Origin of the sequence: Micromonospora salmantinae, from assembly GCF_022230905.1 — a bacterium.
Lineage (GTDB): Bacteria > Actinomycetota > Actinomycetes > Mycobacteriales > Micromonosporaceae > Micromonospora > Micromonospora salmantinae.
Genome location: NZ_JAKKFG010000019.1, coordinates 47,605 through 71,363, shown reverse-complemented (window position 1 = coordinate 71,363; position 23,759 = coordinate 47,605). Strand labels below are relative to the sequence as shown.

General features: G+C 73.0%; 26 protein-coding genes and 1 pseudogene. 16 read left to right on the top strand and 11 right to left on the bottom strand.

Features of this window, described 5'->3' with window-relative positions:
• The first annotated feature begins 30 nt into the window (after positions 1–30).
• Both PSH03_RS16280 and PSH03_RS16275 read left to right on the top strand, forming a co-directional pair.
• Complete coding sequence (locus PSH03_RS16280; RefSeq protein ID WP_238689636.1) at positions 31–654, top strand: ABC transporter ATP-binding protein; 624 nt, start codon at positions 31–33, stop codon at positions 652–654.
• Positions 651–2,072 (top strand): DUF6297 family protein, encoded by a 1,422-nt coding sequence (locus PSH03_RS16275; RefSeq protein ID WP_238689635.1) that lies wholly within the window; start codon positions 651–653, stop codon positions 2,070–2,072. The genes PSH03_RS16280 and PSH03_RS16275 overlap by 4 nt, the downstream gene beginning before the upstream one ends.
• A 28-nt stretch (positions 2,073–2,100) precedes the next feature.
• On the opposite strand, the gene PSH03_RS16270 is transcribed toward PSH03_RS16275, so the two are convergent.
• Positions 2,101–3,132 carry an extracellular catalytic domain type 2 short-chain-length polyhydroxyalkanoate depolymerase gene (locus PSH03_RS16270; RefSeq protein WP_238689634.1) on the bottom strand — a complete coding sequence of 344 codons (1,032 nt, stop codon included), beginning with the start codon at positions 3,130–3,132 and terminating at the stop codon, positions 2,101–2,103.
• 130 nt (positions 3,133–3,262) lie between these two features.
• On the bottom strand, positions 3,263–4,744 hold the full coding sequence (pdxR, locus tag PSH03_RS16265) for a MocR-like pyridoxine biosynthesis transcription factor PdxR (RefSeq protein ID WP_238689633.1): 1,482 nt from the start codon (positions 4,742–4,744) through the stop codon (positions 3,263–3,265).
• A 62-nt stretch (positions 4,745–4,806) separates the two neighbouring features.
• On the opposite strand from pdxR, the gene PSH03_RS16260 reads away from it, so the two are divergent.
• Positions 4,807–5,418: a LysE family translocator gene (locus PSH03_RS16260; RefSeq protein WP_091406584.1), complete on the top strand. Its 612-nt coding sequence runs from the start codon at positions 4,807–4,809 to the stop codon at positions 5,416–5,418.
• Between the two features lie 7 nt (positions 5,419–5,425).
• Positions 5,426–6,166 (top strand): B3/B4 domain-containing protein, encoded by a 741-nt coding sequence (locus PSH03_RS16255; RefSeq protein WP_238689632.1) that lies wholly within the window; start codon positions 5,426–5,428, stop codon positions 6,164–6,166.
• Here the strand turns inward: PSH03_RS16255 and PSH03_RS16250 are convergent.
• Positions 6,139–6,741 carry an MBL fold metallo-hydrolase gene (locus tag PSH03_RS16250; protein ID WP_238689631.1) on the bottom strand — a complete coding sequence of 201 codons (603 nt, stop codon included), beginning with the start codon at positions 6,739–6,741 and terminating at the stop codon, positions 6,139–6,141. The genes PSH03_RS16255 and PSH03_RS16250 overlap by 28 nt on opposite strands.
• 79 nt (positions 6,742–6,820) lie before the next feature.
• Here PSH03_RS16250 and PSH03_RS16245 point away from each other — a divergent pair, with 79 nt between their 5' ends.
• The 3 genes from PSH03_RS16245 to PSH03_RS16235 all read left to right on the top strand — a co-directional run bounded on the left by PSH03_RS16245 (position 6,821) and on the right by PSH03_RS16235 (position 9,921).
• A complete protein-coding gene (locus tag PSH03_RS16245; protein WP_210785105.1) occupies positions 6,821–7,627 on the top strand; it encodes an SDR family oxidoreductase in 807 nt (268 codons plus the stop codon).
• Positions 7,628–7,820: 193 nt separating this feature from the next.
• Positions 7,821–8,966, top strand: a complete 1,146-nt coding sequence (locus PSH03_RS16240; RefSeq protein ID WP_238689630.1) for a DUF5919 domain-containing protein — start codon at positions 7,821–7,823, stop codon at positions 8,964–8,966.
• Positions 8,967–9,039: 73 nt separating this feature from the next.
• Positions 9,040–9,921 carry a pentapeptide repeat-containing protein gene (locus tag PSH03_RS16235; RefSeq protein WP_238689629.1) on the top strand — a complete coding sequence of 294 codons (882 nt, stop codon included), beginning with the start codon at positions 9,040–9,042 and terminating at the stop codon, positions 9,919–9,921.
• Here the strand turns inward: PSH03_RS16235 and PSH03_RS16230 are convergent.
• On the bottom strand, positions 9,866–10,465 hold the full coding sequence (locus PSH03_RS16230) for a MarR family winged helix-turn-helix transcriptional regulator (RefSeq protein WP_238689628.1): 600 nt from the start codon (positions 10,463–10,465) through the stop codon (positions 9,866–9,868). The genes PSH03_RS16235 and PSH03_RS16230 overlap by 56 nt on opposite strands.
• A 5-nt stretch (positions 10,466–10,470) precedes the next feature.
• Here PSH03_RS16230 and PSH03_RS16225 point away from each other — a divergent pair, with 5 nt between their 5' ends.
• Positions 10,471–11,691 (top strand): MFS transporter, encoded by a 1,221-nt coding sequence (locus PSH03_RS16225; RefSeq protein WP_238689627.1) that lies wholly within the window; start codon positions 10,471–10,473, stop codon positions 11,689–11,691.
• Between the two features lie 39 nt (positions 11,692–11,730).
• Positions 11,731–11,967, top strand: coding sequence for a preprotein translocase YidC (locus PSH03_RS16220; RefSeq protein ID WP_203117470.1), 237 nt, complete (start codon positions 11,731–11,733; stop codon positions 11,965–11,967).
• Between the two features lie 7 nt (positions 11,968–11,974).
• On the opposite strand, the gene rnhA is transcribed toward PSH03_RS16220, so the two are convergent.
• On the bottom strand, positions 11,975–12,448 hold the full coding sequence (gene rnhA, locus PSH03_RS16215; RefSeq protein WP_091406604.1) for a ribonuclease HI: 474 nt from the start codon (positions 12,446–12,448) through the stop codon (positions 11,975–11,977).
• A 10-nt stretch (positions 12,449–12,458) separates the two neighbouring features.
• Positions 12,459–13,772, bottom strand: coding sequence for a lycopene cyclase family protein (locus PSH03_RS16210; RefSeq protein WP_372494770.1), 1,314 nt, complete (start codon positions 13,770–13,772; stop codon positions 12,459–12,461).
• Between the two features lie 93 nt (positions 13,773–13,865).
• Between PSH03_RS16210 and PSH03_RS16205 the strand changes: the two genes are divergently transcribed.
• The 5 genes from PSH03_RS16205 to PSH03_RS16185 all read left to right on the top strand — a co-directional run bounded on the left by PSH03_RS16205 (position 13,866) and on the right by PSH03_RS16185 (position 18,015).
• Positions 13,866–14,699, top strand: a complete 834-nt coding sequence (locus tag PSH03_RS16205) for an ArsR/SmtB family transcription factor (protein ID WP_210787372.1) — start codon at positions 13,866–13,868, stop codon at positions 14,697–14,699.
• 331 nt (positions 14,700–15,030) lie between these two features.
• Positions 15,031–15,516 carry a hypothetical protein gene (locus tag PSH03_RS16200; RefSeq protein ID WP_091406610.1) on the top strand — a complete coding sequence of 162 codons (486 nt, stop codon included), beginning with the start codon at positions 15,031–15,033 and terminating at the stop codon, positions 15,514–15,516.
• Positions 15,517–15,602: 86 nt separating this feature from the next.
• Positions 15,603–16,214 carry a class F sortase gene (locus tag PSH03_RS16195; protein WP_238689625.1) on the top strand — a complete coding sequence of 204 codons (612 nt, stop codon included), beginning with the start codon at positions 15,603–15,605 and terminating at the stop codon, positions 16,212–16,214.
• A 102-nt stretch (positions 16,215–16,316) separates the two neighbouring features.
• Complete coding sequence (locus PSH03_RS16190) at positions 16,317–17,417, top strand: magnesium and cobalt transport protein CorA (protein WP_210787373.1); 1,101 nt, start codon at positions 16,317–16,319, stop codon at positions 17,415–17,417.
• Positions 17,418–17,598: 181 nt separating this feature from the next.
• The gene (locus tag PSH03_RS16185; RefSeq protein WP_238689624.1) at positions 17,599–18,015 is read left to right on the top strand and encodes a YchJ family protein; all 417 of its coding nucleotides are present in this window, start codon (positions 17,599–17,601) and stop codon (positions 18,013–18,015) included.
• A gap of 143 nt (positions 18,016–18,158) precedes the next feature.
• Here PSH03_RS16185 and PSH03_RS32515 read toward each other — a convergent pair whose 3' ends face one another.
• The 3 genes and pseudogenes from PSH03_RS32515 to PSH03_RS16175 all read right to left on the bottom strand — a co-directional run bounded on the left by PSH03_RS32515 (position 18,159) and on the right by PSH03_RS16175 (position 20,031).
• Positions 18,159–18,596, bottom strand: a complete 438-nt coding sequence (locus tag PSH03_RS32515) for an RNA-guided endonuclease TnpB family protein (RefSeq protein ID WP_255750694.1) — start codon at positions 18,594–18,596, stop codon at positions 18,159–18,161.
• On the bottom strand, positions 18,527–19,567 hold the full coding sequence (gene tnpB, locus PSH03_RS16180) for an IS607 family element RNA-guided endonuclease TnpB (protein ID WP_308194386.1): 1,041 nt from the start codon (positions 19,565–19,567) through the stop codon (positions 18,527–18,529). Before tnpB ends, PSH03_RS32515 begins: the two co-directional genes overlap by 70 nt.
• Positions 19,564–20,031: pseudogene (locus tag PSH03_RS16175) on the bottom strand (recombinase family protein). The gene tnpB and the pseudogene PSH03_RS16175 overlap by 4 nt, the downstream one beginning before the upstream one ends.
• Positions 20,032–20,314: 283 nt before the next feature.
• Between PSH03_RS16175 and PSH03_RS16170 the strand changes: the two are divergent.
• Together PSH03_RS16170 and PSH03_RS16165 are read left to right on the top strand one after the other, a co-directional pair.
• Positions 20,315–20,731: a hypothetical protein gene (locus PSH03_RS16170; RefSeq protein ID WP_238689623.1), complete on the top strand. Its 417-nt coding sequence runs from the start codon at positions 20,315–20,317 to the stop codon at positions 20,729–20,731.
• Positions 20,728–21,114 (top strand): VOC family protein, encoded by a 387-nt coding sequence (locus PSH03_RS16165; protein WP_238689622.1) that lies wholly within the window; start codon positions 20,728–20,730, stop codon positions 21,112–21,114. The genes PSH03_RS16170 and PSH03_RS16165 overlap by 4 nt, the downstream gene beginning before the upstream one ends.
• 46 nt (positions 21,115–21,160) lie before the next feature.
• Here PSH03_RS16165 and PSH03_RS16160 read toward each other — a convergent pair whose 3' ends face one another.
• Together PSH03_RS16160 and PSH03_RS16155 are read right to left on the bottom strand one after the other, a co-directional pair.
• Entirely contained in the window at positions 21,161–22,501 is a 1,341-nt protein-coding gene (locus PSH03_RS16160; RefSeq protein ID WP_238689621.1) for an MFS transporter, read from the bottom strand.
• A gap of 249 nt (positions 22,502–22,750) precedes the next feature.
• Positions 22,751–23,644, bottom strand: coding sequence for a mechanosensitive ion channel family protein (locus tag PSH03_RS16155; RefSeq protein ID WP_238689620.1), 894 nt, complete (start codon positions 23,642–23,644; stop codon positions 22,751–22,753).
• Between the last annotated feature and the right edge of the window lie 115 nt (positions 23,645–23,759).

Below are 23,759 nucleotides of genomic sequence, written 5' to 3'. Positions count from 1 at the left end.
TTGGTCGGTGGCATGGCTCTGGGAGACTCTGTGAGCGTGGACGCGCTCTCGGTACGGGGACTCAGTCGCAACTTCGGCAACCTGATCGTGCTCGACGAGGTGAGCTTCACGCTCCCGGCGGGCCGGATCGCGGTGGTGCTGGGCCCGAACGGCAGCGGCAAGACGACCCTGCTGCGCTGTGTCGTCGGCGCTGACCGGCCGGACGCGGGTGAGGTGCTGGTGCAGGGCCGTCGGGCCGACGAGACCGATCCTCAGGTGCGGGCGCTGGTGGCGGCCGCCCTGGACGACATCGACTTCTTCCCCGACCTGTCGGTGGTCGAGCACCTGGAGTTGGTCGCGTACGCCCACGGGGGTGACGCCGAGCCGGTCGAGGAGGTCCTCGCCGAGTTGGGTCTGGAGCCGGCCCGCGACCAGTTGCCGGTGACGCTGTCCAGCGGGCAGCGCCGCCGGCTGGCGTTGGCGTCCTGTTTCGTCCGGCCCCGCCGGGTGCTGATCCTGGACGAGCCCGAGCAGCGGCTGGACGTCCGCGGGCGACAGTGGCTCGCCGACCGACTCCTGCGGGAACGGGCGGCGGGCACGGCCGTGCTGTTGGCCTCGCACGACCCGGAGCTGATCGACGCGGTGGTCGACGAGCGCATCGAGATCGGCACGTGACCGCCGCGCCGGCCACGATCGCCGACACGCCGGTCGGGGTGCCGAGCGCCCGACAGGTGCGGACGCACCTGCGCAAGGCCCGCAGCCGGCACCACGACCATTCCCTCGGCGACGTGCTCGGCGACGCGTACGTCATGGTCCTGTTCGTCGGCATGTACGGCTGGTTCGCGATCAGCGCCAGCCGCGACCTGCTGGACTCCCCCACTGTGGGGCAGGCCGAGCCGGGCGTGCGGTGGTGGCTGGCGGTCGCCGCGCTGCTGGCCGGCGCGGGGCTAGCGTGGCGTGGTCTGCGCGCGCTCGGCCCGCTGCTGGTGACCCCGGCGACGCAGAGCTGGGCGACCAGCGCGCCCATCGACCGGCGGGCCTGGCTGGCGCCGCGTTTCGTCCTGTTGCTGCTGGGTGCGGCGGCCGGCACCGCGGCGCTCGGAGTGGCGGTGGCGGCGCTCGGTGGGGTCAGCGAACCGTCCGCCCTGGGCTGGGCGGCGGCGGCCGGCGCCGGGTGGGGCGCGGCGGCGCTGGCGCTCAGCGTCGTCGCCCAGAGCAGCCGGTCGGGGCGACGCTGGCCGACAGTGGTCGGTGCGGTGCCGATGGTGGCGGCGGCCGTGATCACCGCCCTGGTGGTGCTCGTCGGTCGCCTCGGCGACGGGCTGTCCCGGCCGGCGACGACGCCGATCGTCGCGTTGTTCGCCGCCGCGGTGCCCCTCGCGGGCGTGGGCATGATCCTCGCAATACGCGCGCTGCCCCGGGTCGACCGGGCCACCCTGACCACCGGCGCGCAGTTCGCCAACGCCGCCGCCACGGCCACGATCCTGCTGGATCCGAGCCTGCTCGCCGGCCTGGTGGAGAGCCGCCGCTGGCGCCGGATCGGCCGGGTTCGCAGCCGCCGGTTCCGGCCCGGCCCCGGCTGGTGGGCGCTGCTCCAGGCCGACGTACGCCGGTTGCGCCGCCACCCGAGCGCCGTGCTGATCTGGGCGGCGCTGATCGGGGTGCAGTACGCTGCCGCGCTCGCCCTGCCCGGGTTGGCCGGGGCCGCGCAGGTGGTGTTCGCGTACCTCGCCGCCAACCGGCTGACCGGCGGTCTGCGGTCGGTCAGCCGCTCACCCGGGCTGCGCCGGGCGCTCGGTGGCAGCGACAACCTACTGCGCGGGATCCACGTGGTGGTGCCGGCTGTCGGCGCGGGCCTGTGGTGGTTGCTGACCCTGCCGACCGTCGACCCGGGGCCGGCCTGGCTGGCGCCGACGCTGGCGCTGGGGGTGGTGGCCGCCGCGTTCCGGGCCGGCACCCGCCCGCCGATCGACTACGGCGGCGCGACGGTCAACACACCGTTCGGGATGATCCCGGTCGACCTGATGCGTCAGGGGTCACGGGGGCCGGCGCTGCTCGCCGTGCTGGTCCTCGTCCAGCTGTTCCTGGGCTGACCGGTCCGTCCGGCCAGCCCGGGGGCACTCAGCCGTCCAGCCGGCGGACCATGTTCATGATGGTCTCGAGCTGCGCGCCGCCCTTGATCGGGAAGTTGGTCGCTCCGAGGTAGCCCCACCAGTCCCAGCAGCCGTTCGGGTTGCTGAGGGAGGCAGCCGCCTGCGGGTACAGGACGATCAGGTTGTTGGTGTCGGCGTACTGGTTGAGGTTGGCCCGGTCGACGAACGTCGTACCCACCGCGCCTGCGGACTGCACGCAGCCGTGCAGGGCGACCAGCAGCCGGCACGACTGGCCGGCCGCGCAGGCCGACGGGACGTAGGCGAAGCCGTTGCCGTCCATGCTCAACCCGTTGGCCCAGCCGTTGACCGCGAACGTGTTCTGGCTGAACCGGATGAGCGAGCCGCCGAGCGCCCCGGTGTTCGGTGCGTTCACCCCGCCGAGCAGCTTGCGCAGCAGTGCGTTCTGCGGGTCGGTACCGCAGTCGTTGAGGTACGGCGACGCGGTCGGCGCGCATCCGAGCGTGCCGTACGGGGTGACCCAGGAGTGACCGGCGGCGGAGCCGCTGTCGTACTGCACGCTGGCCCCGAAGTGCTGGTAGTAGCGGACCAGGTCGTCGGTGACGGACTTCTTGACCGTGGTGTCGTTGCCGCCGTGGAACACGTACACCGGATCGCCGGACAGGTTGCCGACCGGGTCGACCCAGCCGTACGACGCCCAGGTCCGGGTGTACGCCTGCAGGGCGGACACGTTGGTCGGGTACCGGTTGTCGCCGCAGCCGTAGAGCGCCTGGGTGAGGGTGTTCTGGGAGCAGTAGTAGGGCCCGGCGGCGAAGACGGCCGCTCCCCGGATCCGGGATGAGTAGGCGACGTGCAACTGCGTGGCCATGTAGCCACCGGAGGAGACCCCGGCGACGTAGACGCCGGAGACGCTGTAGGTGCCCAGTGACCCGGAGACCGGGGGCTTGGTGGCTGGGTTGGCGGCCTGGGCGGGTGCCGCAACGGTCAGGATCAGCAGGAGCACGGCCGCGAGGGTGGTGGCGGCTTTCAACGGTGTGGGCATGAGCGCTCTTCTCGGCAGCGCCAACGGGCGTCGGCGTGCGCCGAAGCTACCGTGACATAGACCACACCAGATATGACGGCGACCGACACGTCCGCCACCGCTGACATGTCCCCTGCACCCACCCCCCTGCTCAGGGCCGTTGGACGTGGCGGAGGGCGGCGGCGACAGCGGCGACGCCGTCGGAGATCTCGGTGGACGTACGGGCCGCGTAGCCCAGCACGAGGCCGGGCCGGTACGGCCGTTGGCAGTGCCAGGACAGCGGTTGCACCTTCACCCCGCGCGCCAGCGTCGCCGCCGCCAACTCGGTGTCGACCACTGTGTCGTCCAGCGTGATCATCAGGTGCAGGCCGGCGGCGGCGCCGTGCACCGTCGCCGACGGCAACGCCCGGGCCAGCGCGGTGATCATCGCGTCCCGCCGGCGGATGTGTCGCCGGCGCAGCAGCCGCAGATGTCGCTCGAAGGCGCCGGAGGTCATCAACTCCGCCAGCACCAGTTGCGGTAGCACGGCGTTGCCCAGGTCGGCGTTGCGCTTGGCGGCCACCACCGCCTCGCGCAGTCGCGGCGGCACGAGCAGCCAGCCGACCCGCAGGGCGGGGGCGAGCAGTTTGGAGACGCTGCCGGCGTAGCAGACCTGCTCGGGCAGCAGACCACGCAGGGCCGGCACCGGAGGACGGTCATAGCGGTGCTCGGCGTCGTAATCGTCCTCGATGATCAGACCGCCGGCCCGCGCCCAGGCGACGAGTTGGCGGCGGCGGTCACCGTCGAGCACCACGCCGGTCGGGAACTGGTGCGCGGGGGTGAGCATCACGGCCGGCACGCCGCTGGCGGTCAACTCGTCGACCCGCAGCCCGGCGTCGTCGACGCTGATCGGCGGGGTGTCCATCCGCCAGTTGTTCAGGTGCTGGCGCACCCCGAGCGAGCCCGGGTCCTCGACGGCGATCCGGTCGACGCCGGCGGCGGTGAGTGCCTGGGCGAGCAGCCCGAGCGCCTGGGAGACGCCGGCCACGATGATCACCTCGGTGGGGTCGACGCTGATGCCGCGGTTGCGGGCCAGCCAGGCGGCGACGGCCTGTCGCAGCGCGGGCGTGCCACAGGGGTCGCCGTAGCCGAGGTCGGCCGCGGCGAGGTGGCGCAGCACGCTCCGTTCGGCGCGCAGCCAGTCCGCGCGGGGAAAGGCAGCCAGATCGGGTACGCCGGGCGTCAGGTCGATTGTCGCGTGCGCCGCGCGTACCGCGTCGAAGATGTCGGTGCCCGGTGCCGGCGGGAAGGTCGTGACCGGTGCCGGCGCGGCGGTCGGGGTGGGTGTGGGCGCGGCCGGCGCGGCGACGACGACTGTGCCGGCCCGGCCCCGACCGGCGATGTGCCCCTCCTCGGTCAGGCGCTGGTACGCCTCGGTGACCACGCCCCGGGAGACACCGAGGTCGGCGGCGAGCACCCGGGTCGGGGGCAGCCGGTCACCGACCGGCACCCGCCCCTCGGCGATGGCCTGCCGCAGCCGGTCGGTCAGCCAGTCGGCGCGCCCGCCCGGCGTCGCGTCGGTGATGGTCAGGTGCAGGAAGTCGGATCCGGCCGATATGGACCTCTCGGACGCAGTCACTTTGGCTCTGCCCATCGGACCATTGTGGCAGCAGAGTGAACAGAAGCCACACCTGCCAACTCCGCCGGAGGACGATCGTGACCATCCCATTCCTGATCACCACGCTGATCGTGGTGGTCACCCCCGGCACCGGGGTGATCTTCACGCTCTCCGCCGGCCTGTCGCGGGGTGCGCGGGCCGGGGTGCTGGCCGCGTTCGCCTGCACGCTGGGGACGTTGCCGCATCTGCTCGCCGCGATGACCGGGCTGGCCGCGCTGATGCAGACCAGCGCCGTGGCGTTCGAGACCGTCCGCTACCTCGGCGTCGGCTACCTGCTCTACCTGGCCTGGTCGATGGCACGGGACCGCGACGCCTTCGCGGTGACCACCGACGCCCCGCCCCGCTCGGCGATCCGGGTGATCGTCTCCGGGGTGCTGGTCAACCTGCTCAACCCGAAGCCGACGATGTTCTTCGTCGCGTTCCTGCCGCAGTTCGTGGACACCACGGCGCCGGGCTCGACCCGGGCGATGCTCGGCTGCGGCGCAGTGTTCATGCTGCTCACCTTCGTGGTGTTCAGCGGCTACGGCATCTTCGCGGCCCGGGTACGCGACCGGGTGCTGACCCGACCCCGGGTCACCGACTGGCTGCGCCGATCCGCCGCCGGCACGTTCGTCGCGCTCGGCGTGACCCTCGCCCTCACCGAACGATAGGACCACCGTGTACTTCGAACACTCCCCGCGGCTCCGCGACGCGTACCCCGACCTGGTCGCCGGAGTGGTGCAGGCCGCCGGGATCACCGCCACCGCCGACGTGGCGGCACGCACGGCCGCCCATCTCACCGAGGCGCGGCGGCGGTTGGCCGGTGGGGCCGAGAGCGGGTTCCCGGAGATCCAGGCGTGGCGGCGGGCGTACGCGGCGATGGGGCTGCGGCCCACCAGGTACCGGTGCGCCGCCGAGGCGCTGCTGCGCCGGCTACGCCTGGACGGCGAGCTGCCCCGGGTGCACCCGCTCGTCGATCTCTGCAACGCCATCTCGGCCGCGTACGCCATCCCGGTCGCGGCGCTCGACCTGGACCGGGTCGACGGCGACCTGGTGGTCCGGCCGGCGCACGGCGACGAGGCGTACCTGAGTTTCGCCGGCGACACCGAGCATCCCGAGCCGGGCGAGGTGACCTTCGTCGACTCCGCCGGGCGGGCACACGCCCGACGGTGGACGAACCGGCAGAGCGGCTGGTCGGCGGTGCGGGCGGGCACCTCGTCGGTGCTGATCGTCGCCGAGGCGCTGCACCCGGGTGGCGGGCCGGCCGTGACCCGACTGGTCACCGACCTGGTGACGGAGCTGACCGACGGGTGGGCCGCCCCGACAGCGACCGCGGTGCTCACCGCCGCCGCGCCGCGTTTCCGCACCCCGGCGGCGGGCGACGACAGGGGTCAGGCGGTGTCGCCGGGCAGCAGGTGACGGTAGCCGGGGATCGTCTCGGCGAACCAACCCGCGACACCGGCCAGACCGCGCTCGTTGAGCTGCGCGTCGTGGATCGGGTACGCCGCCGCCGCGCCCACGGCGCCGGCGAACCGGATCGCCTCGTCGAGGCGCAGCCAGGACCCCTGGGCCGGGACGAGCAGGGTGCGTACCGGCTCGTCCGGCACGTGCAGGGCGTCGCCCGGGTGGTAGAGCTCGCCGCCGATCAGGTAGCCGAGGTTCGCGCAGTCGGGCTGCCCCTCGTGGATCGCGGCGTGCCGGCCGCCGTGCGCGCTGACCGGAATGCCGGCCGCCGTGAACCGCTCGCCCGCACGGACCCGGGTCACCGGCAGCGGGGCGAGATCCGGCAGGCGGGCGCCCTCCGGCGCGTACACGGGGACACCGAGACCGGCGAGCCGCAACACGTCTATGTGGTCGGTGTGCTCGTGGGTGACGAGGACGGCGTCCGCGCCGACCAGGGCCCGCGGCTCGCTCCACGTCCCCGGGTCGACGACCAGCACCCCGCCGTCGTGCTCGACGCGGACACAGGCGTGCGTGAATCGGGTGATCCGCATCAGGCGACGGTACGCCGCCGGCAGATGAGCAGTGGTCCTCGTGGCGGTTGGGCCGGCCCTGCCGGGGTAGTGCGGCAGCATGCCACAGCGATACGAGAACTACCCGAGGATCGCCGTCGTCACCGGTGCGGACTCCGGCATCGGCAAGGCCTGCGCGGTGGCGCTGGCAAAGGCCGGCTTCGAGATCGGCATCACCTGGTACGGCGACCCCGACGGCGCGGAGCGGACGGCCACCGAGGTCCGCGCGACAGGACGACGTTGCGAGGTCGCCGAGGTGGACCTGACCCGACTGCCGGACGCGGCGGCGGTGGTGGACGAGTTGGCCGACCGGCTGGGCGGCATCGGGGTTCTGGTCAACAACGCCGGCACCGGGGCCTCGACGCCGTTCGTCGACACCGGGTGGGAGCAGTGGCGCGAGGTGCTCGCCGTCGACCTGGACGCGCCATTTCTGTGCGCCCAGCGGGCCGCGCGACGGATGCGGGCCACCGGCGCCGGCGGGCGGATCATCAATATCACCAGCGTGCACGAGCACGCGCCCCGGGTGGGCTCCGCCGCGTACTGCGCCGCGAAGGGCGGGCTCGGGCTGCTGACCCGGGTGATGGCCCAGGAACTGGCCGCCGACGGAATCACCGTCAACGCCGTCGCCCCGGGCGAGATCGCCACGCCGATGACCGGTCAGGAGGATGTCGACCCGTTCACCCAGGAACGGCCCGGCGTGCCGCTGGGCCGGCCCGGCGACGCCCGGGAGGTGGCCGCCGTGGTCGCGTTGCTCGCCTCCCCCGCCGCCAGCTACGTCACCGGCGCGTCCTGGCCGGTCGACGGGGGCATGCTGCTGATGGGTCCCCAGGCCGCGGCGTTGACGAACGACGACTGGCGATCCGTCTGACCAGCAGCGTTCAGTGGTCAGGACAGTGTGGAGCGCCTGCTCGCGTTCACTCTTGTCCACCCCGCCACCCTCCGTGGTCGCACGACTCCGTTACCGTCACCCTATGAGCGGTGGAGCGGGTCCGAGCGGCGAACCAGCCGCTCGGAGAACGGGACAGCGCCCAGCAAAGCGGGCACGTATCCTCCGAACTCCGGTGACCAGCAAGCGGCAGTGGGGCCGACCGACGGCGGAAGGGGACCGGATGCCCGGGTGGGCTGGTCGGGGCGGGCGGCAACGACGGGCCTTCGTCGTCGGTGGGGCACTCTTCGCGATCGCCGTCGTCATGCTGCTGGCCGCCTGGCGCAGCACCGGCTTCCTCAGCGACCTGCTGCTCAACCTCGGGGCCAGCGTGGTCCTCGCGGCCATCTCGTACGTCATCTTCGACCCGTTGTTCGAAGAGGCCCGCAAGGCGCGGGTGCAGGAGCACCTCAGCTTCGACCAACAGGCGTTCGTGACGCGGCTGCACCGCTCCGGCCGTCGGGTGCGCATCCTCGACACCTGGACGATCCTGCTGGAGCAACGGCACCGTGAGGAGACGCTGAGCGCGGTGCGAGCGGCGCTCGCCAACGGTGCCCAGGTGCAGTTGCTCCTGCTCGACCCCGACTGTACCGCCGCCCAGCAGCGCTCCGAGGAGCTGGAACGGCAACGGGTGGACGTGCCCCGACAGATCCGCACCAACCTGCGCCACCTGGCCGCGTTCGCCGACGCGCTCGACTCGCGGCTGCGCCACCGCCTACAGGTCCGGCTCTACGACGCGTCCCCGTCGATCCAGCTCTACCAGTGGGACGGGCGGGCGCTGATCTCGTTCTTCCCGATCGGGAAGTTGTCGTTCAACGTGCCGCAGCTCGAGGTGGACATGGACAGCCCGTGGGGCGGGTTCGTGCACGCCCGGTTCGAGGAGCTGTGGGAGCACGAGCAGGCCACCCTCGACCTGGAACGGTACTGGTCGGTCATGGTCACGCTGCGCCACGACGAGTCGGACGTGGTCGAGGTACGCGTGCCGTTCGTGACGGTGGACGGGCAGCACTACGTCGACTGCCGGGGGTTCCGGGTGACCGGGCCGCTGTCGGTGCGAGCCGTGCTGCCGCCCCGCGCGCCCGGGGCGGCGCCCGGGGTGTTCGCCCTGGCCGAGCCCTCCGACGGGGACCGTACGCCGGTCGCCGTCGTGAAACGGCACTTCGACCAGAAGTACGGGCACGACGACGGCGAGCGGGACGTCCGCCGACTGGTGCCGCCACCGGGCGATGCCCGCACCCCGGCACCGCGCCCCGCGACGGCCGGCGACACGCACGCACGGTGACCCCCGACCGACCCGTGGGTGCGGCACAGGAAACAATGGTGGCCCAACCCTGATCGTCAGGAGGACCGTCGGCGTGTCGCACCGCACCGCACCGCCGTCCGGGGCGGCGCAGCTACGCGCCGACTGCGGACGCTGCTTCGGGCTGTGCTGCGTGGTGCCCGCCTTCGCCGCGTCGGCGGACTTCGCCATCGACAAGCCGGCCGGCTCGCCCTGCCCCAACCTGCGCCCCGACCACCGCTGCGGCATCCACACCGAGCTGCGGCAGCGTGGTTTCCCCGGCTGCACGGTGTTCGACTGCTTCGGGGCCGGGCAGCAGGTCGCCCAGGTGACCTTCGGCGGGCGGGACTGGCGGGACGCGCCGGACACGTTGCCGGCGATGGCGGAGGCGTTCGCGGTGCTGCGACCGCTGCACGAACTGCTCTGGTACCTCACCGAGGCGGTGGCGCTGCGCCCGCCGGCCGATCTGCGCGCCGAGCTGGAACGCGCCCGCGCCGAGACGCTGACGCTCACCGAGGGCGACCCGGCGCAGCTTCGCGCGGTGGACGTCGCCGACCACCGGAGCCGGGTCAACCCGCTGCTGTCCCAAGCCAGCGACGCGGCCCGCGCCCCCGGCGGCGCCGACCGGCGGGGAGCGCACCTGCTCGGGGTGGACCTGCGCCGCGTAGACCTCCGCCGGGCCAACCTACGCGGGGCGCTGCTCATCGGCGCCGACCTGCGCGGAGCGGACCTCGGCCTGGCCGACGTCACCGGCGCGGACCTGCGCGGCGCCGACCTGCGGGGCGCGGACCTGCGGCGCACGCTCTTCCTGCACCAGACCCAGCTGGACGCCGCCCGGGGTGACACCCACACGGGGCTGCCGCAGACGCTCACCCGGCCGGCGCACTGGACGGCGCTGCCGCTCACCCCGGTCCGTCAGCCGGCCCGCTCCCCCGCCCGTCGGGGCCGTCGCCGGTAGGAACGGCCTGATCTGATCCCCCGCACGCTGCCGTCAACTCCTGGAAGCCGGCATGGACCGGGCACTGTGGGCAGCGGGCGCGGTCGCAGAGCCGGCAGAGGTGGGCAAGGCTGGCGGCGTCGGCCACCTCGTCGTGCAGCAGGGCGCGGGCGAGGTCGGCGAGCTGGGCGCGCTGCTCGACGGTCAGCGGGGCGAGCAGCGCGGTCAGCACCTCCTGCCGGGCGCGCAGGGTCCGGGCGGCCGCCGCCGTGCCCTCGGTGGTGAGGTGCAGGGCGCGGCTGCGCGCGTCGGCGCCGGGACGCCGCTCCACCCAGCCCTGCTCCCGGAGCCGCCGGACCAGGTGCGCGACGCCGGGCTGGGTCAGCCCCAGCACCTGGCCCAACCACTCGGCGGTCACCCCCGGCTGGTCCTTGAGGACGACGAGCGCCTCGGCGAGCGCGCCACCGGCACCGGCGGACGCGCTGACCGAGGCCCGCATCCGCGAGCCGACGAGCAGGGCGAGTGCGCCCAGCAGGTTGGGCGAGCCGTCCTCGGGTAGATTCATAAGTTGTGAATGTACCCCGACGGGCGGTGCTGCTCATCGTGTTGATGACAGTGGCGCAGCTACCTGTCGCACTGCGGCAGCTGCTCGTCGTACTGCTCGGCCACGAGAACACCGGCAGCTTCGCCACCGCCGGCGTGGCCAGCGCCGGCTGCGGGATCGGGTTGGCGGTCACCGCGCCGCTGGTCGGCCGACTCCTGGGCCGGCTCGGTGCCCGGCCGGTGCTGCTCGCCACCGGCCTCGCCCACCTGCTCGCCCTGCTCGGCCTGGCCGTCACCACCGAACCGGCGGCGTTCGTGGCGCTGGCCACAGTGGCCGGCGTCAGCACCCCACCGGCGGTCGGCAGCGGACGCGCCCACCTGGCCCGGCTCGTCGCCCCCGCCGCGCTGGCCCGCGCGTACGCGGTCAACGCCGTCGGGCAGGAGGTGCTCTACGTGGGTGGCCCCCTGGCGGTGACACTGAGCCTGCTGATCAGCGGACCGACTGCCGCACTGCTCGCCTTCGCGGTGATCGGCAGCGCCGGGCTGCTCGGCATGGTCGCCGTGCTGCCACCGCGCGAGGCCGACCGGCAGCCTCGCGGGAAGGGCTCCGCGCTGCCCGGCCAGGCCACCCGCCGCACCGTCGTCGGCACCCACGTCGGCTACATGATGGGGATCGGCGCGATGTGGGTGCTGGTGCCCGCGTTCGCCACCACCGTCGGGCACCCGGACCAGGCCGGGCTGCTGGTGACCATCTGGTCGGTGGGCAGCCTGGCCGGTGGCGTGCTGCTGGCGAGCCGGGGGCGGCCCGGCAGCCCGGCGGCGGCGTACCTGACGATGCTCGGCACACTGGCCGCCACCTCGGTGGCGCTGCTGCTGCCGCGCAACGTGCCACAGATGGCCGTGGCGCTGGCGGTCTTCGGTCTCGCGCTGGCGCCGTTCCTCGCCGTCACCGACGAGATCCTCGCGCGGTCCACCCCGGCGGTCCGGCTCCCCGAGACGTACGGGTGGTTGCAGACGGCCGGGCAACTCGGCATCGCCGCCGGCTCCGCGACCAGTGGCGTGGTCAACGACCAATTCGGTAACACCTGGGCGTTCCTGGTGGTCGTCGGCGCGCTCGCGCTGGCGCTGGTCGTCGCGCTCAGCCGCCGCCGGACGCTGCGGCTGCCGTCCGCTGCGCCGCGGGCCGAAACGGTCGGGTCGGCGGTCCCCGCCGGCGGGTCAGGTTTCGGCCGGGACGACGCCGGGTAGCCAGCGCCGACGCGGACCGGTATCGACGGGGGGCACGGCGTGGGCTACCGAAATCGCCAAGGTGAGCAGCCGGGCGACCCACAGCACAGCGAGGACGAGGCCGGCCAGGCGCCACTGGTGCAGGTCGAGACGGACACCGAGGTCCCCGCACCGGCGGACACCGACGTCCGGCCGGACATCGTGACCGAGCCCGACAACTCGGGCGTCGCCGGTGGTTCTTCCGGCAGCAGCGGCGGCGGTTCCAGCATGCCGGGGCACCCGGACGCGACTCGCTGACCCGGGATCAGCGGCTGGTCAGCGCGCCCCGGGCCTCGGTCATACCCTTGTTGGCGAGCCCGTCGGCCCGCTCGTTCTCCGGATGGCCGTTGTGCCCCTTGACCCACAGCCAGGTGACCTCGTGCCGTTCGCAGGCCGCCTCCAGCCGCTGCCACAGGTCGGCGTTCTTCACCGGCTGCTTCGCGGCGGTCCGCCAACCGTTGCGCTTCCACGACGCCAGCCAACTGGTGATGCCGTTGCGCACGTACGTGCTGTCGGTGTGCAGCTCCACGGTGACCGGCCGGTTCAGGCTCTCCAACGCCTGGATGGCCGCCATCAGCTCCATCCGGTTGTTGGTGGTGGGCGTGGCCTCACCGCCGCACAGCTCCCGCTCGTGATCGCCGTAGCGCAGCAGCGCACCCCAACCACCCGGACCGGGGTTGCCGCTGCACGCCCCGTCGGTCCAGATCTGCACGCCCCTGCCGGCCGCCGCGTCCACCATGCCCGGCAACCTACCGGGCGCGGACGTCGTCCTCCCCGCTCGGGGGGCCGGCGCGCCGAGCCGTCGGCGCCGGACCCACCACCGCGGGTGGGATGGCCGGCGCGGGCCGGGTGGGGCGCAGCCGGTCGCGGACCCGGTGTGCGGCGTCACCGGCGGTCGCGGCGATCATCGGCCACAGCCGGGTCGAATTCATGATCGCGACCTCCTCGGCCGGAGTGGTGCCGCCGTCGAGGAAGCGCAGCACCCGCTCGGCCGGATTGCGGTCGAAGAGCCGGTCGAAGAACTCGGGACCGCCCACCCCGCCCCGGTCCAGCGCCCGCAGCGCCACCGCGTCCATCCAGCGGTGCCGGCGCGGGTACGCCGGCTCGGGCACCGGCGCGCGGCCGGCAGTGAGGGCGCGGGCCACCTGGTCGGCCTGGCGGTACATGGCGGAGAAGGTGAAGCCGGTGGAGGGGCGGGTCGCGCCACCGGCCGTGCCGAGGCGGACCACGCGGGGGGTGGGCCGGGCCGGGAACGGCGCGTCGGTCATCGGGATCACCCCGTTCTCCACCTCGCGCACCCGCAGCCCGGTCGGATCCAGCCCGAGCAGATCCCGGTAGCCGGCCAGCGCCGCGTCGTACCCGGCGTCGGTCAGCAGGTACGGCGAGAACTCGGTGTACTCGACAAGGGCGTAGCGGTCGCTGACCGGCAGCACGTAGCCGAAGGAGACGCCCCGGGGCGGCTGCGGGGTACGGAAGTCCATCAGCACCGCGCGCGTCGGGTCGAACGCCGGCCGGTCAGCCTCCAGCCACCACCCCCGGAAGTGCTGCAACCAGGTGGTTCGCCCCGCTCGCGCCGGCGGTCGGGGACGGGAGTCGAGCACCCAGCCGGCCCGTACGCCGCGCCCGTCGCCGGTGCCCACCAGCACCCGGTCACCGTCGTCGCGCACCGTCTCGGCGGGCGCGACGATCCGGATGGTGTCGAGGCGACGCTCGGCGTCGGCAGCCCGGTCGTAGACCGGGCCGGAGCGGAGCATGGCGTACCGCAGCGGGGTGAGGTCCAGGACGCGGCGTCGCGCCGCCGTCGCCACCTCGACCTGCTGCCAGCTCGCGCTCAGAAGCGGGTCCAGGTCGCTGTCGGGGTGACCCCAGAACGCCCAGGTGCGGTCCTGACCGCGGCGGCGCACCGGGTCGACGATGGCGATCCGCAGATCCCGGACGCCGTGCCGGTCCAGTGCGGCGAGCAGCAACGACGCGGCGCCGCCGCCACCGAGCAGCGCGAGGTCGACGTCGAGCGGCGCGGAGTCGGTCACCCGCACCACGCTGCCACACGGTCCGGTTCGCACGCGTGCCGCCACCCGACAGCCAGGTTGACAGGCAACCCATTGGTTGCCTAAGTTGACAAGCAACCGAATGGTTGCCTGTTGCGGGAAGGGTCGATGGACGACGCGTTTCGGGCGCTGGCCGACCCCAGCCGGCGTCGACTGCTGGACCGACTCAACGAGCGCAACGGCCAGACCCTGCGGGAGCTGTGCGACGGGCTGGCCGGCACCCGACAGTCCGTCAGCAAGCACCTGTCGGTGCTGGAGGCGGCCAATCTCGTCACGACCGTGCGGCGCGGCCGAGAGAAGCTGCACTACCTCAACGCCGCCCCGATCAACGCCATCGCCGACCGGTGGCTCAGCCGCTACGACCGCGAGCGCGCTGCCACCCTGGCCGACCTGACCACCGCATTGGAGCGACAACCCATGGAGAGCCCGACCTTCGTCTACACCACCTACGTCACGAGCACCGCGCAGCGACTGTGGTCCGCGCTCACCGAACCGGCGTTCACCCGTCGCTACTGGGGTGGAGTCGCGCTGGTTTCGGACTGGCAGGTCGGGTCACCAGTGCTGTGGCAGGACGCACCGGACGGCGAGCCGCGCGACCTCGGCCAACGGGTGCTCGTCGCCGAGCCCTACCGACGTCTCTCCTACAGCTGGCACGGCTTCCAACCCGAGCACGCCGAGCACTTCGGCTGGTCCGCCGAGGAGCTGGCCGCCCGCCTCGGTGAGCGCCGGTCGACGGTGACCTTCGAGATCGAACCGCACAGCGCGTCGACCGTCCGGCTGACCGTCATCCACGACGACTTCTCCCCCGACAGTGAGATGCACCGGGCGATCAGCGGCCAGCTCGACGGCAGCGGCGGCTGGCCGGAGCTGCTGGCCAGCCTCAAGACCCTGCTGGAGACCGGCGAGCCGATGCCCGACCCGACCCCGGCCCAGGCCCACTGACCCGAGCGCGCACCCGACGCGCCCGGTCGTCGATCGCGGGCGGCCAGGCGGTGCATTTCCGCCGTCTCCGGCAATACCTCGCCATCGACACAGCGACGACAGCCCGACCGGATGGCCATCGATCGGAGCACCGGTGCCGGTCGGGCCGTCCGGGCCTTTCCGCAGCTCTCCCCGCCTTCGGGTGGACACGTGACGGCAACGAGGATTTCTCATTTTCACCTGATCGAGGACCCAACCCACCTAGTGTTGGGCACACCGGTGCTAGTCACGGAGTTGGCCACCCGAACGACGTCCCACGCAGTCAGCGGACGAAAAGTGAGGGAAGACGCGTATGAAGGTCTCAACAGCACTCTGCTCGGCGGCGCTCGGCGTGGGCCTCGGCACGCTCCTGCTGCCAGGCGCCGCACTGGCCGACACCACTGTGTCACCGGCCACCACCCCGGTCGGTGGGACCGTCGTGCTCACCGCGACGACCTGCAACCCGAAGTCGGGTGACGCCCTCTTCCGGGTCACCGGCCCCAACCGCGACCAGAACGTCCGATCCACCACGGCCGCCGCCGGCGGCGGGCTGAGCGCCGAGCTCTTCACCGCCGGGTTCACCCTGGGCACGTACACGGTGGCGGCGACCTGCGGCGACGGCAGCTCGGCCGGCACCGCCACCTTCGCCGTCACCCCGATCGGCGGCGCGCCGGCCGGCTCCGGCGGCGACAACCGTGACACCGGCGCTCTCGCCGCCGGCGGCACGCTGCTCGGCACCGCCCTCGCCGGCGCGGTGATCCTGATCCGCCGGCGCCGTCCGGTGTCCACTGTCGCCTGATCGGCGGCCGTTCCATCCCTGAGACGGGTGCCCGCGCCGGTGACACCGGTGCGGGCACCCCGACGATCCGGTACGGAGGTGCACACGTGCGGTCGCGGCGGGCCCTGGCGGCAGTGGTGGCCCTGCTCGGCGTGACCGGGCTCGGGCTGATCACCGTCGGCCTCACCGCCGACCCGGCGCGGCCACCACGACCGTCGGCCGACGCGCCGACCCGCACCCACCCCGCACCGGACCTGGCTCCGCTGCCACCCGCCGCGCCGGTCCGGGTGCAGATCCCCGCCATCGGCGTAGGCGCCGACATCGTCCCCGTCGGCGCCGACGCCGCCGGGGTGCTGGAGGTGCCGCCACTGGACAGGCCCACCCTCGCCGGCTGGTACCGGCACGGGGTCAGCCCCGGTGAAACCGGCAACGCCGTCCTGGTGGGACACGTCGACGCGCCGTCCGGCCCGGCGGTCTTCTTCGACCTCGGGCGGCTCCGCGCCGGGCAGCAGGTACAGGTCACCCGCGCCGACGCACGGGTCGCCACGTTCACAGTGGACGACGTCCGGGCATACCCCAAGGAGCACTTCCCCACCACCCTGGTCTACGGCCCGGCGGACGCCGCCGGGCTGCGCCTGATCACCTGCGGCGGCCGGTTCGACGCCGCCACCGGCAACTACGTCGACAACGTCGTCGTCTTCGCCACCCGCACCGCCTGAACCGAGCCGCCTCCCCGCTGTCGGGAGCCGGACCCTGGTCGGCAGAATGCGGTGGCACCATCCCCTGATCGGGACGGTGCGCCGGCGACGGGGAGGCACGCGGTGGATCAACGACCGGTACGGGACCGGACCGGTCGGGGCGTACGCGCCCTGGCCCGGAGACTGCTCGGACGGGTCGAGGACGGCTCCCCCACCCCCCGTCGGTCCAACCCGGACGCCGTGGTCGACTGCGCCGTCTACGTCAACGGCCGCCGGGAGCCCGGCCAACCGCACTACGCCGACGCGTACGCCCGGGCACGACACAGCCGCGACGCCTTCGTGTGGCTGGGACTGCACGACCCCGGCCCGGCGGTGCTCGCCGCGGTCGGCCAGACCTTCGGCCTCGACGAGCTGACAGTCGAACAGGCGCTCGCCGACGGGCACCGGCCCACAGTGCAGCGCCACGGGCCGGTCACGCTGCTGGTCCTGCGCACCGCCGGGTACGTGGAGCACGACGAGCTGACCGACACCTCCGAGGTGATCGACACCGGGGACGTCATGGTGCTGCTCGGCGACCGCTTCGCCATCACTGTGCGGCACGGCGCCGCCGGGGCACTGCGCAGCGTCCGCGCCGACATCGAACGCCGCCCCGCGCTGCTGGCCGCCGGACCGTGGGCGGTGGCGTACGCGGTCTGCGCCCGCATGGTCGACTCCTACCTGGAGGTGGCCGGGCACGTGGAACGGGACCTGGAGCGGGTCGAGGAGGCGGTGTTCGCCCGCGACCGCACGACCGACATCCAGCACATCTACCAGCTCAAACGGGAGGTGGTGGAGTTCAAGCGGGCGGTCCTGCCGTTGCAGGCGCCGATGCGTACGCTGCTCGAACCCGACGGCCCGCCGCGTGCCCTGCACCGCTGGTTCGTCGACGTCGACGGCCGGCTGAGCCGGGCGGTGGACCGGGTGGCCGCGTACGACGACCTGCTCACCTCGATCGTCCAGTCGCGACTGGCGCAGCTCGCGGTCGAGCAGAACAACGACATGCGCAAGATCGCCGCCTGGGCGGCCATCGCGGCCACCCAGACCGGCATCGCCGGCATCTACGGCATGAACTTCAACCACATGCCCGAGCTGGCCTGGCGCTACGGCTACGCCGGGGCCCTCACCCTGATGGCGGCGGCGGCCCTGTTCCTGTACCGGCTGTTCCGCCGCTCCGGCTGGCTCTAACCTCCGCCCGGCCCGGCCCCGGCGAGCCCCGGCCCGGCCCGGCCCGGCGATCTTGCACTTTGTGTCGTCAATATGCACTATTTGTAAATTATGTCGCGACAGAAAGTGCAAGATCGCGGTGACCGGACGCGGGGGCGGGGCAGGGGCGAGGGTCGGGGGTGCGTGGGGCAGGATGACGAATGTGGGTAAGGGTGCAAAACGTCGGCGGGGGAACGCGACGACGGGACGGGCGTGCCCGTGCGGCTCCGGCCGGGCGTACGCGGACTGCTGCGCCCCGGTGCACGGCGGCGACGCCCCGGCGACGGCCGAGGCGTTGATGCGCTCCCGGTTCAGCGCCTTCGCCCTCGGCGACTCCGGTTACCTGCTGCGCAGCTGGCACTCCTCGACCCGACCCGCCTCCCTTGAGCTCGACCCGGGGCAGCGGTGGACCCGACTGGAGATCGTGGAGACCGAGCGGGGCGGCCTGCTCGACACCGCCGGCACTGTGACCTTCCACGCCCACTACCGGGACGCGGGCCGGCCCGGCACGATGACCGAACACAGCCGGTTCGTCCGCGAGGACGGCAGGTGGGTCTACGTCGACGGTGACCAGGTCTGACGGCTGCGCCGACGGCCGGGCGGGGCGTACGATGACGTCGGCGTAGTCCTGCGCCGCATCTCCCTCCCGACGCTCACGCCGTCGGCAACGCGGAGGCAAAGGGGGCCTGGAGCCCGGGACGTGGTGCCACATGCCGTTGCCTCTCAGGGTGCTCTAGTGAGCACGCGGTTGGCAGTCCCGCCTTGCGGTGAGACGGTCCCGGTCTGACCCGCTGGCGCGGTGCCGGGTTGACGCTTCAATGCCACCAGCCCCGCGAGTGGGGTCTTGCGGTCGGCTCCACGTCCAGCCGCCGGGCCACTCCCGGCGGTTGTTGCGTCAGCCGCGAGCGCGGCCAAGTTGTAGGCGGCGTTGAGGTCCCGGTCGAGGACCAGGCCACACGATTCGCACTGGTATTCACGCTCGGACAGGGCGAGTTTGGTTTTCACCGCGCCGCAGCCCGAGCACGTCTTGGAGGAGGGATACCAGCGGTCGGCCAGGATCAGCCGGCCGCCGTTCCACCTGGTCTTGTAGGTCAGTTGCCGGCGGATCTCGGCGAACCCGGCGTCGGCGATGTGCCGGGCCAGCTTGCGGTTGCGCAGCATCCCGGTGACGTTGAGGTCTTCGATGACGACCGCGATGGAGGTGATCGGCGGCAAGTGGACGTGGCGTATTCGCGGGTCAGCCGGGTGGTGAGCTTGTGCAGTCCGTCGCGGCGCAGGTTCGCCACCCGGGCATGCGCCCGGCCGAGCCGGGCTGCCGCTCGCTCCCACCGCTTCGAGGCGCGTCGGCCGGTGCGCCGGTCCGGGCCGGTCTTGCGCGCCAGTGCCCGACCGAGCGCCCGCATCCGCTGGCGCGCTGTCGTCAGGTATCGCGGGTTGTCGATCAGCTCGCCGGTCGACAGCACCGCCAGGTGCCTGATGCCGACGTCGACGCCGAGCACCGCGCCCGGCCGGGCGGGTAGCCGCTCGCCGCGCTCGACCTCGACGCAGAAAGCGACGTGCCACCGGCCGCCGTCACGTCGCACGGAGGCGGACATGATCCGGGCGGTGCCGTTGTCGATCCGGCGGGCGAGCTTGCGGGCGGACTCATGCAGCTTCAGCCGGCCCAGCCGGGGCAGCACCACATGCTTGCGGTCGGACTCGATCCGGATCGTCCCGGTGGTGAACCGCACGGACGCGATGCTGCGGCGGCGGGACTTGAACCCCGGGAACCCGACCGGCCGGCCGGCGCGCTTACCTGAGCGCGAGTCGGCCCAGTTCTTCAACGCGCGAGCGAGGGCGTCGAGGCCGGTGTTGAACGCCTCCTTCGAGCACTCCCGCCACCACGGCGCGACGTCGGGCTTGGCGACGTTCCACGCCTTACGCAGGCCGGGCAGCGTCCACGACAAGGTCGGGGTCAGCATCTCCTCCGGCACGCCGTAGGTGCGTTCGGCGGCCCGCTGATCCATGACCGCCTTGACCCTGGCCAGCGCCCAGTTGTGGGCCACCCGGGCCGCCCCGGCGTGCGCCAGCACGCCACGTTCCTGACCAGGGGTGAGGTCCAGGGCGAACCGGTACGCCTGGATCGTCTTCACGCCCGGCCCTCAGCGGCGGCCTCGACCGCGCGACCGGCACGGTTCGCGGCGGCGCGGCGGCTATACAGGCGGGCGCACAGCAACGTCAGGATCTCGGTGACATCACGCACGAGATCGTCGTCCACCTCGGCCGGGTCGCGCAGCAACGCGAGGAACTCCTTGCGGTGCCCGTTGAACGCCGAACCGACCTCGGTCACCACCCGGTCCACCGCCAGGCGCTGCCCGGTCGCCCACACGGCGACCCGCGCGACCTGCCGGTCCAGGTCCGGCTTCTGCTCGGCCGACGACACGCACGCGTACACAACGGTCTACCCGGCCTCAGTGGTCGCACCCGTCAACGGTTCACCGACCATGATCAGCCGACCGAGTCGATACACGGGAACAGGCAGCGTCCCGGACTCGTAACGCCGCCGTGCGGTCGCGTACGAGATGCCGGTAGCCGCCGCCCACTCCTTCAAGTTCACGCTGCCCACCATAGACAACTAGTAAGCACTAATGACCAACGATGTGTTAGCAGCAGTCAACCCCACTCCGGCGGGGTCGACGGGAGCGTGAGTCCCGGTGACCGTGCCGTTGACCGGGAGCATGTGATGACCACCCAGAGATCGTTCAAGGCCCGGGTCCGGGCCCGGATGGAGAAGACCGGCGAGAGTTACACCACCGCCCGCCGGCACCTGATCAATCGGACCGTCGAGTCGGCTCAGGAATCCACCGCCGCGTCCCCGTCACCTCGCCACCGAACACGAGGTGCCAGGCTGGTGGGCACAGACCATCACCGTCGGGTACGAGCAGGCACGCGGCCTGCGCGCGCCGGGTCAACGACGCGGCGGTGGCTTCGAGGCCAGCGCGAGCCGGACGGTGGCCGTGCCGGCGCTGCGACTGTTCGAGGCGTTCGCCGACGAGACGGCACGCGCCCGCTGGCTGCCCGACGTCGAGGTACGTGTCCGCACCGCCACCGCGCCGCGCAGCTTCCGGGCCGACTGGGCCGGGGGCCCCACCAGGATCGTCGTCGGCATCGACGCTGTCGGCGAGTCAAAGGCCCGGGTCAACGTCGTGCACGAGAAGCTGCCCGGAGCCGAGCGGGCCGCGGAGCTGAAGGCGTACTGGCGGGATCGGCTCGCCGCGCTGAAGGTGTTGCTCGAGACGGACGGAGACGACCGATGACCATGACATTCATCAACCTGCCGGTGCGTGACCTGACCACCGCGACCGAGTTCTACCGGGCGATCGGCTTCACCAGCGACCAGGCCGAGCCGGACGGCGACAGCATGGTGCTCACCATCTCCGACACCACCCGGCTGGTGCTGCACCTGCGCTCGGGCTTCGAGGCGTACACCGGGGTCGCGACGCCGGACACGGCGACCAGCCGTGAGGTCGTCGTCGGGCTGTCGGCGCCGAGCCGGGGGCAGGTCGACGAACTCGTGGACCAGGCGGCGGTCGCCGGTGGGGAGTCGCTCGGGCCGGGGATGGCCAACGGGCCGATGTACATGCGCGGCTTCCGGGACCTCGACGGCCACCAGTGGTCGTTCCTGCACATGGCCGGCTGACCGCGCGGCCCAGCGACGGCCCGAGGAGGCCGCCGCCGGGCTCCGGTCAATCCGGGCCGCCCGGCACGGCCGCGGCCACACCGGTGGGCACTGCCGTCCGGCGCCGGCGGCGGGTCAGCAGCACCAGCGCCACCACGAGGTACGCCCCGGCGGTCAGCGCGAACGCCACAGCGTTGCCGGCCGTCGTGGCGAGCAGACCGTAACCGGCGTACGTCACGATGATCAGCACGTCGGTGGCCATCCCGGCCAGGGAGGTGACGGTGGCGCGGCTGGTGCCGGTGATCCGGGCCTGGAGTCGCGCGTCGGCCAGCACTGTGGCCAACTGCGCGGCGCCGAAGGCTACCGCGAGCAACACGAACCCGGCCGGGTGCCGCAGCAGGGCACCTCCGGCCAGCGCGACGCCGACCAGCCCCAACAGTGCGGCGTACCCTCGGCCGCCCAGCCGCTCCCCCGCCGGGGCGAGCAGCCCGCCGACTGTCACTCCGGCCCAGAGCAGCAGGAGCAGCAGGGGTACGGCCTGCGCGCCGACGCCGGTGTCCAGGGCGAGCAGCGGGGTGTACTCGTCCAGGGCGCCCCAGTCGGCGGCGACCACGGCCACCAGCAGCACGGCGGCCCGTACCGGCGGACGGGTGCGGACCTGCGACACCCCGGCCCGCAGCGTGTCCCACCACCCCAGGTCACCATCGTCGTCCGGGCTCCCGGGCGGGACGGTGTCCGGCTCGTCTAGCCGGGGTGGCGCGGCAGCCACCGAGCGAGCGGCCGTCGCCGGTTCGGCCACCGGAACGCGTACGGCCCTCGGCGCGCGGTGTTCCGGGAAGCGGGTGGCGACGATCGTGGCGAGCAGGCAGGCGAGCACGCTGGCCGCGCCGACCACGGGGTACCCGCCGACGGCGAGCACCGGGCCGGCGAGCACTCCGGAGACCACCACGCCCAGCACACCCGCCGTCCGCGCCCGCCCGAGCACCCGGGCGTACCGGCCGACAGCGCCGAGCCGGTCCAACTCGGTCCAGACCAACGCCTCCAGCGCACCGGAGACCAGTGCGCCACCGGCGCCCCAGAGCAGGAAACCGACAGCGAACGCCGGGTACGACGGCAGCAGCACCCAGAGCGCGAAACCGGCGGCGGCCACCAGCGGGGCGAGGCACAGCAGCAGCCGGCGGGACAGCACGTCGGCCCAGGCGCCGGAGGGCACCTCGAACAGGATGCCGGCGGCGGACCAGATGACGAAGAGCGACGCGATCTGCCCCACCGACAGCCCGGTGTCGGCGAAGAACACCACGTACAGCGGGTAGAGCAGGACGAGGTCACTGAGGAACGCGTACCCGTAGAGAGTCGCCGTCAGCCGACGGACCGCCGGCTCGGGGACGCGCGAAGCGATGAGGGTCATGGGGCCTTCCCGTGGGAGTGGAGACGGACACCGGACGTGCGGTGCCCGTGGTGGCCCACGGGATCGGCCGACGCTGCTGGATCAATGTCGCCAGGTCATGCCCGCGATGCTAGACAACCCGCGCGGCCGCGGCCAGCGCTTTCGGCGTGCCGAGCAGCGCGAACCGTGCCAGGTGAGCGAGGCGGGGGGCGGACAACGAGAGGCGGGGCGGGATCAGATCGATCCCGCCCCGCCGCCGTACCGCTGGTGTCAGTGCCGGTCGACCGGCGGAATGACAGTGGTGGTCTCACCGTCGTCGCTGGTGCGCTGCCCGGGCACCGCGCGATCGGTGCCGCCGGTGACCACCTGGGTGGCGTCGGCGTCGGCCGGCCGGGTCACCACCTGGGTGGCCTCCGCGCCGCTGGTGGTGGCCGACCGGCGGGCGGCCTCGGCCTCGGCGTCGCGGCGACCGGCCCGGTACGCCTGGGCGTGCTCGGCGATCAGCTGCGACTCCTGCTCGGCGCGGGTCAGCCACGACTCCCAACGACTCTGCATCGGACGGATCAGACCGCCGCCGACACCGACGACGAGGATGCCACCGATAGTGGCCAGCACGGCGATCAGCACGGGAGTGGTGACCGCGGTGGCCACGCCGATCTGGTTCAGCGCCGCGATGACGCCGAGGCCGAGGATGAACACCGAGGCGATGGTGGCCAGCACCCGGCCGTACGACAGGCCGCCGAGCGCGCCGCTGATGATGTCCTTGACCGCGTTGGCGATGGCGGCGGCGACCACGACGATGACGATCGCGACGAAGGCGCGGGGCAGCCACGCGATCACCGCGCCGAGCAGGTCGGAGATCGGGTTCGGGCCCCAGATGCCGAAGGCGAGCTGAAGGGTGAACAGCAGCACCGCGTAGTAGACGAGCTTCGCGACGATGTCACTGGCGTCGTACCGGGAGCGGCTCAACGCGCGGCGGATGCCGCCGCGTTCGACGGCGCGGTCGAAGCCCACCCGTTCGAGGACCTTCTCCACGATCTTCAGTACGGCCTTGGCGATCAGCCATCCGGCCACCAGGATCGCCAGGAAGGCGACGGCCTTGGGCAGGAAGAGCATCACCGAGCGGAGAGCGTCGCCCACCGCGTCGCTGACGTTGTCACTCATCTGGTCATTCCTTAAGTGGGGCAGCCGGAACGGTCAGCACCGGACCTACCCGCGACCCGACGCGCGGAAACGCCGACCAGGCGGGGTCGCCCTCCAGACCGGGTGCTGGTGAGCG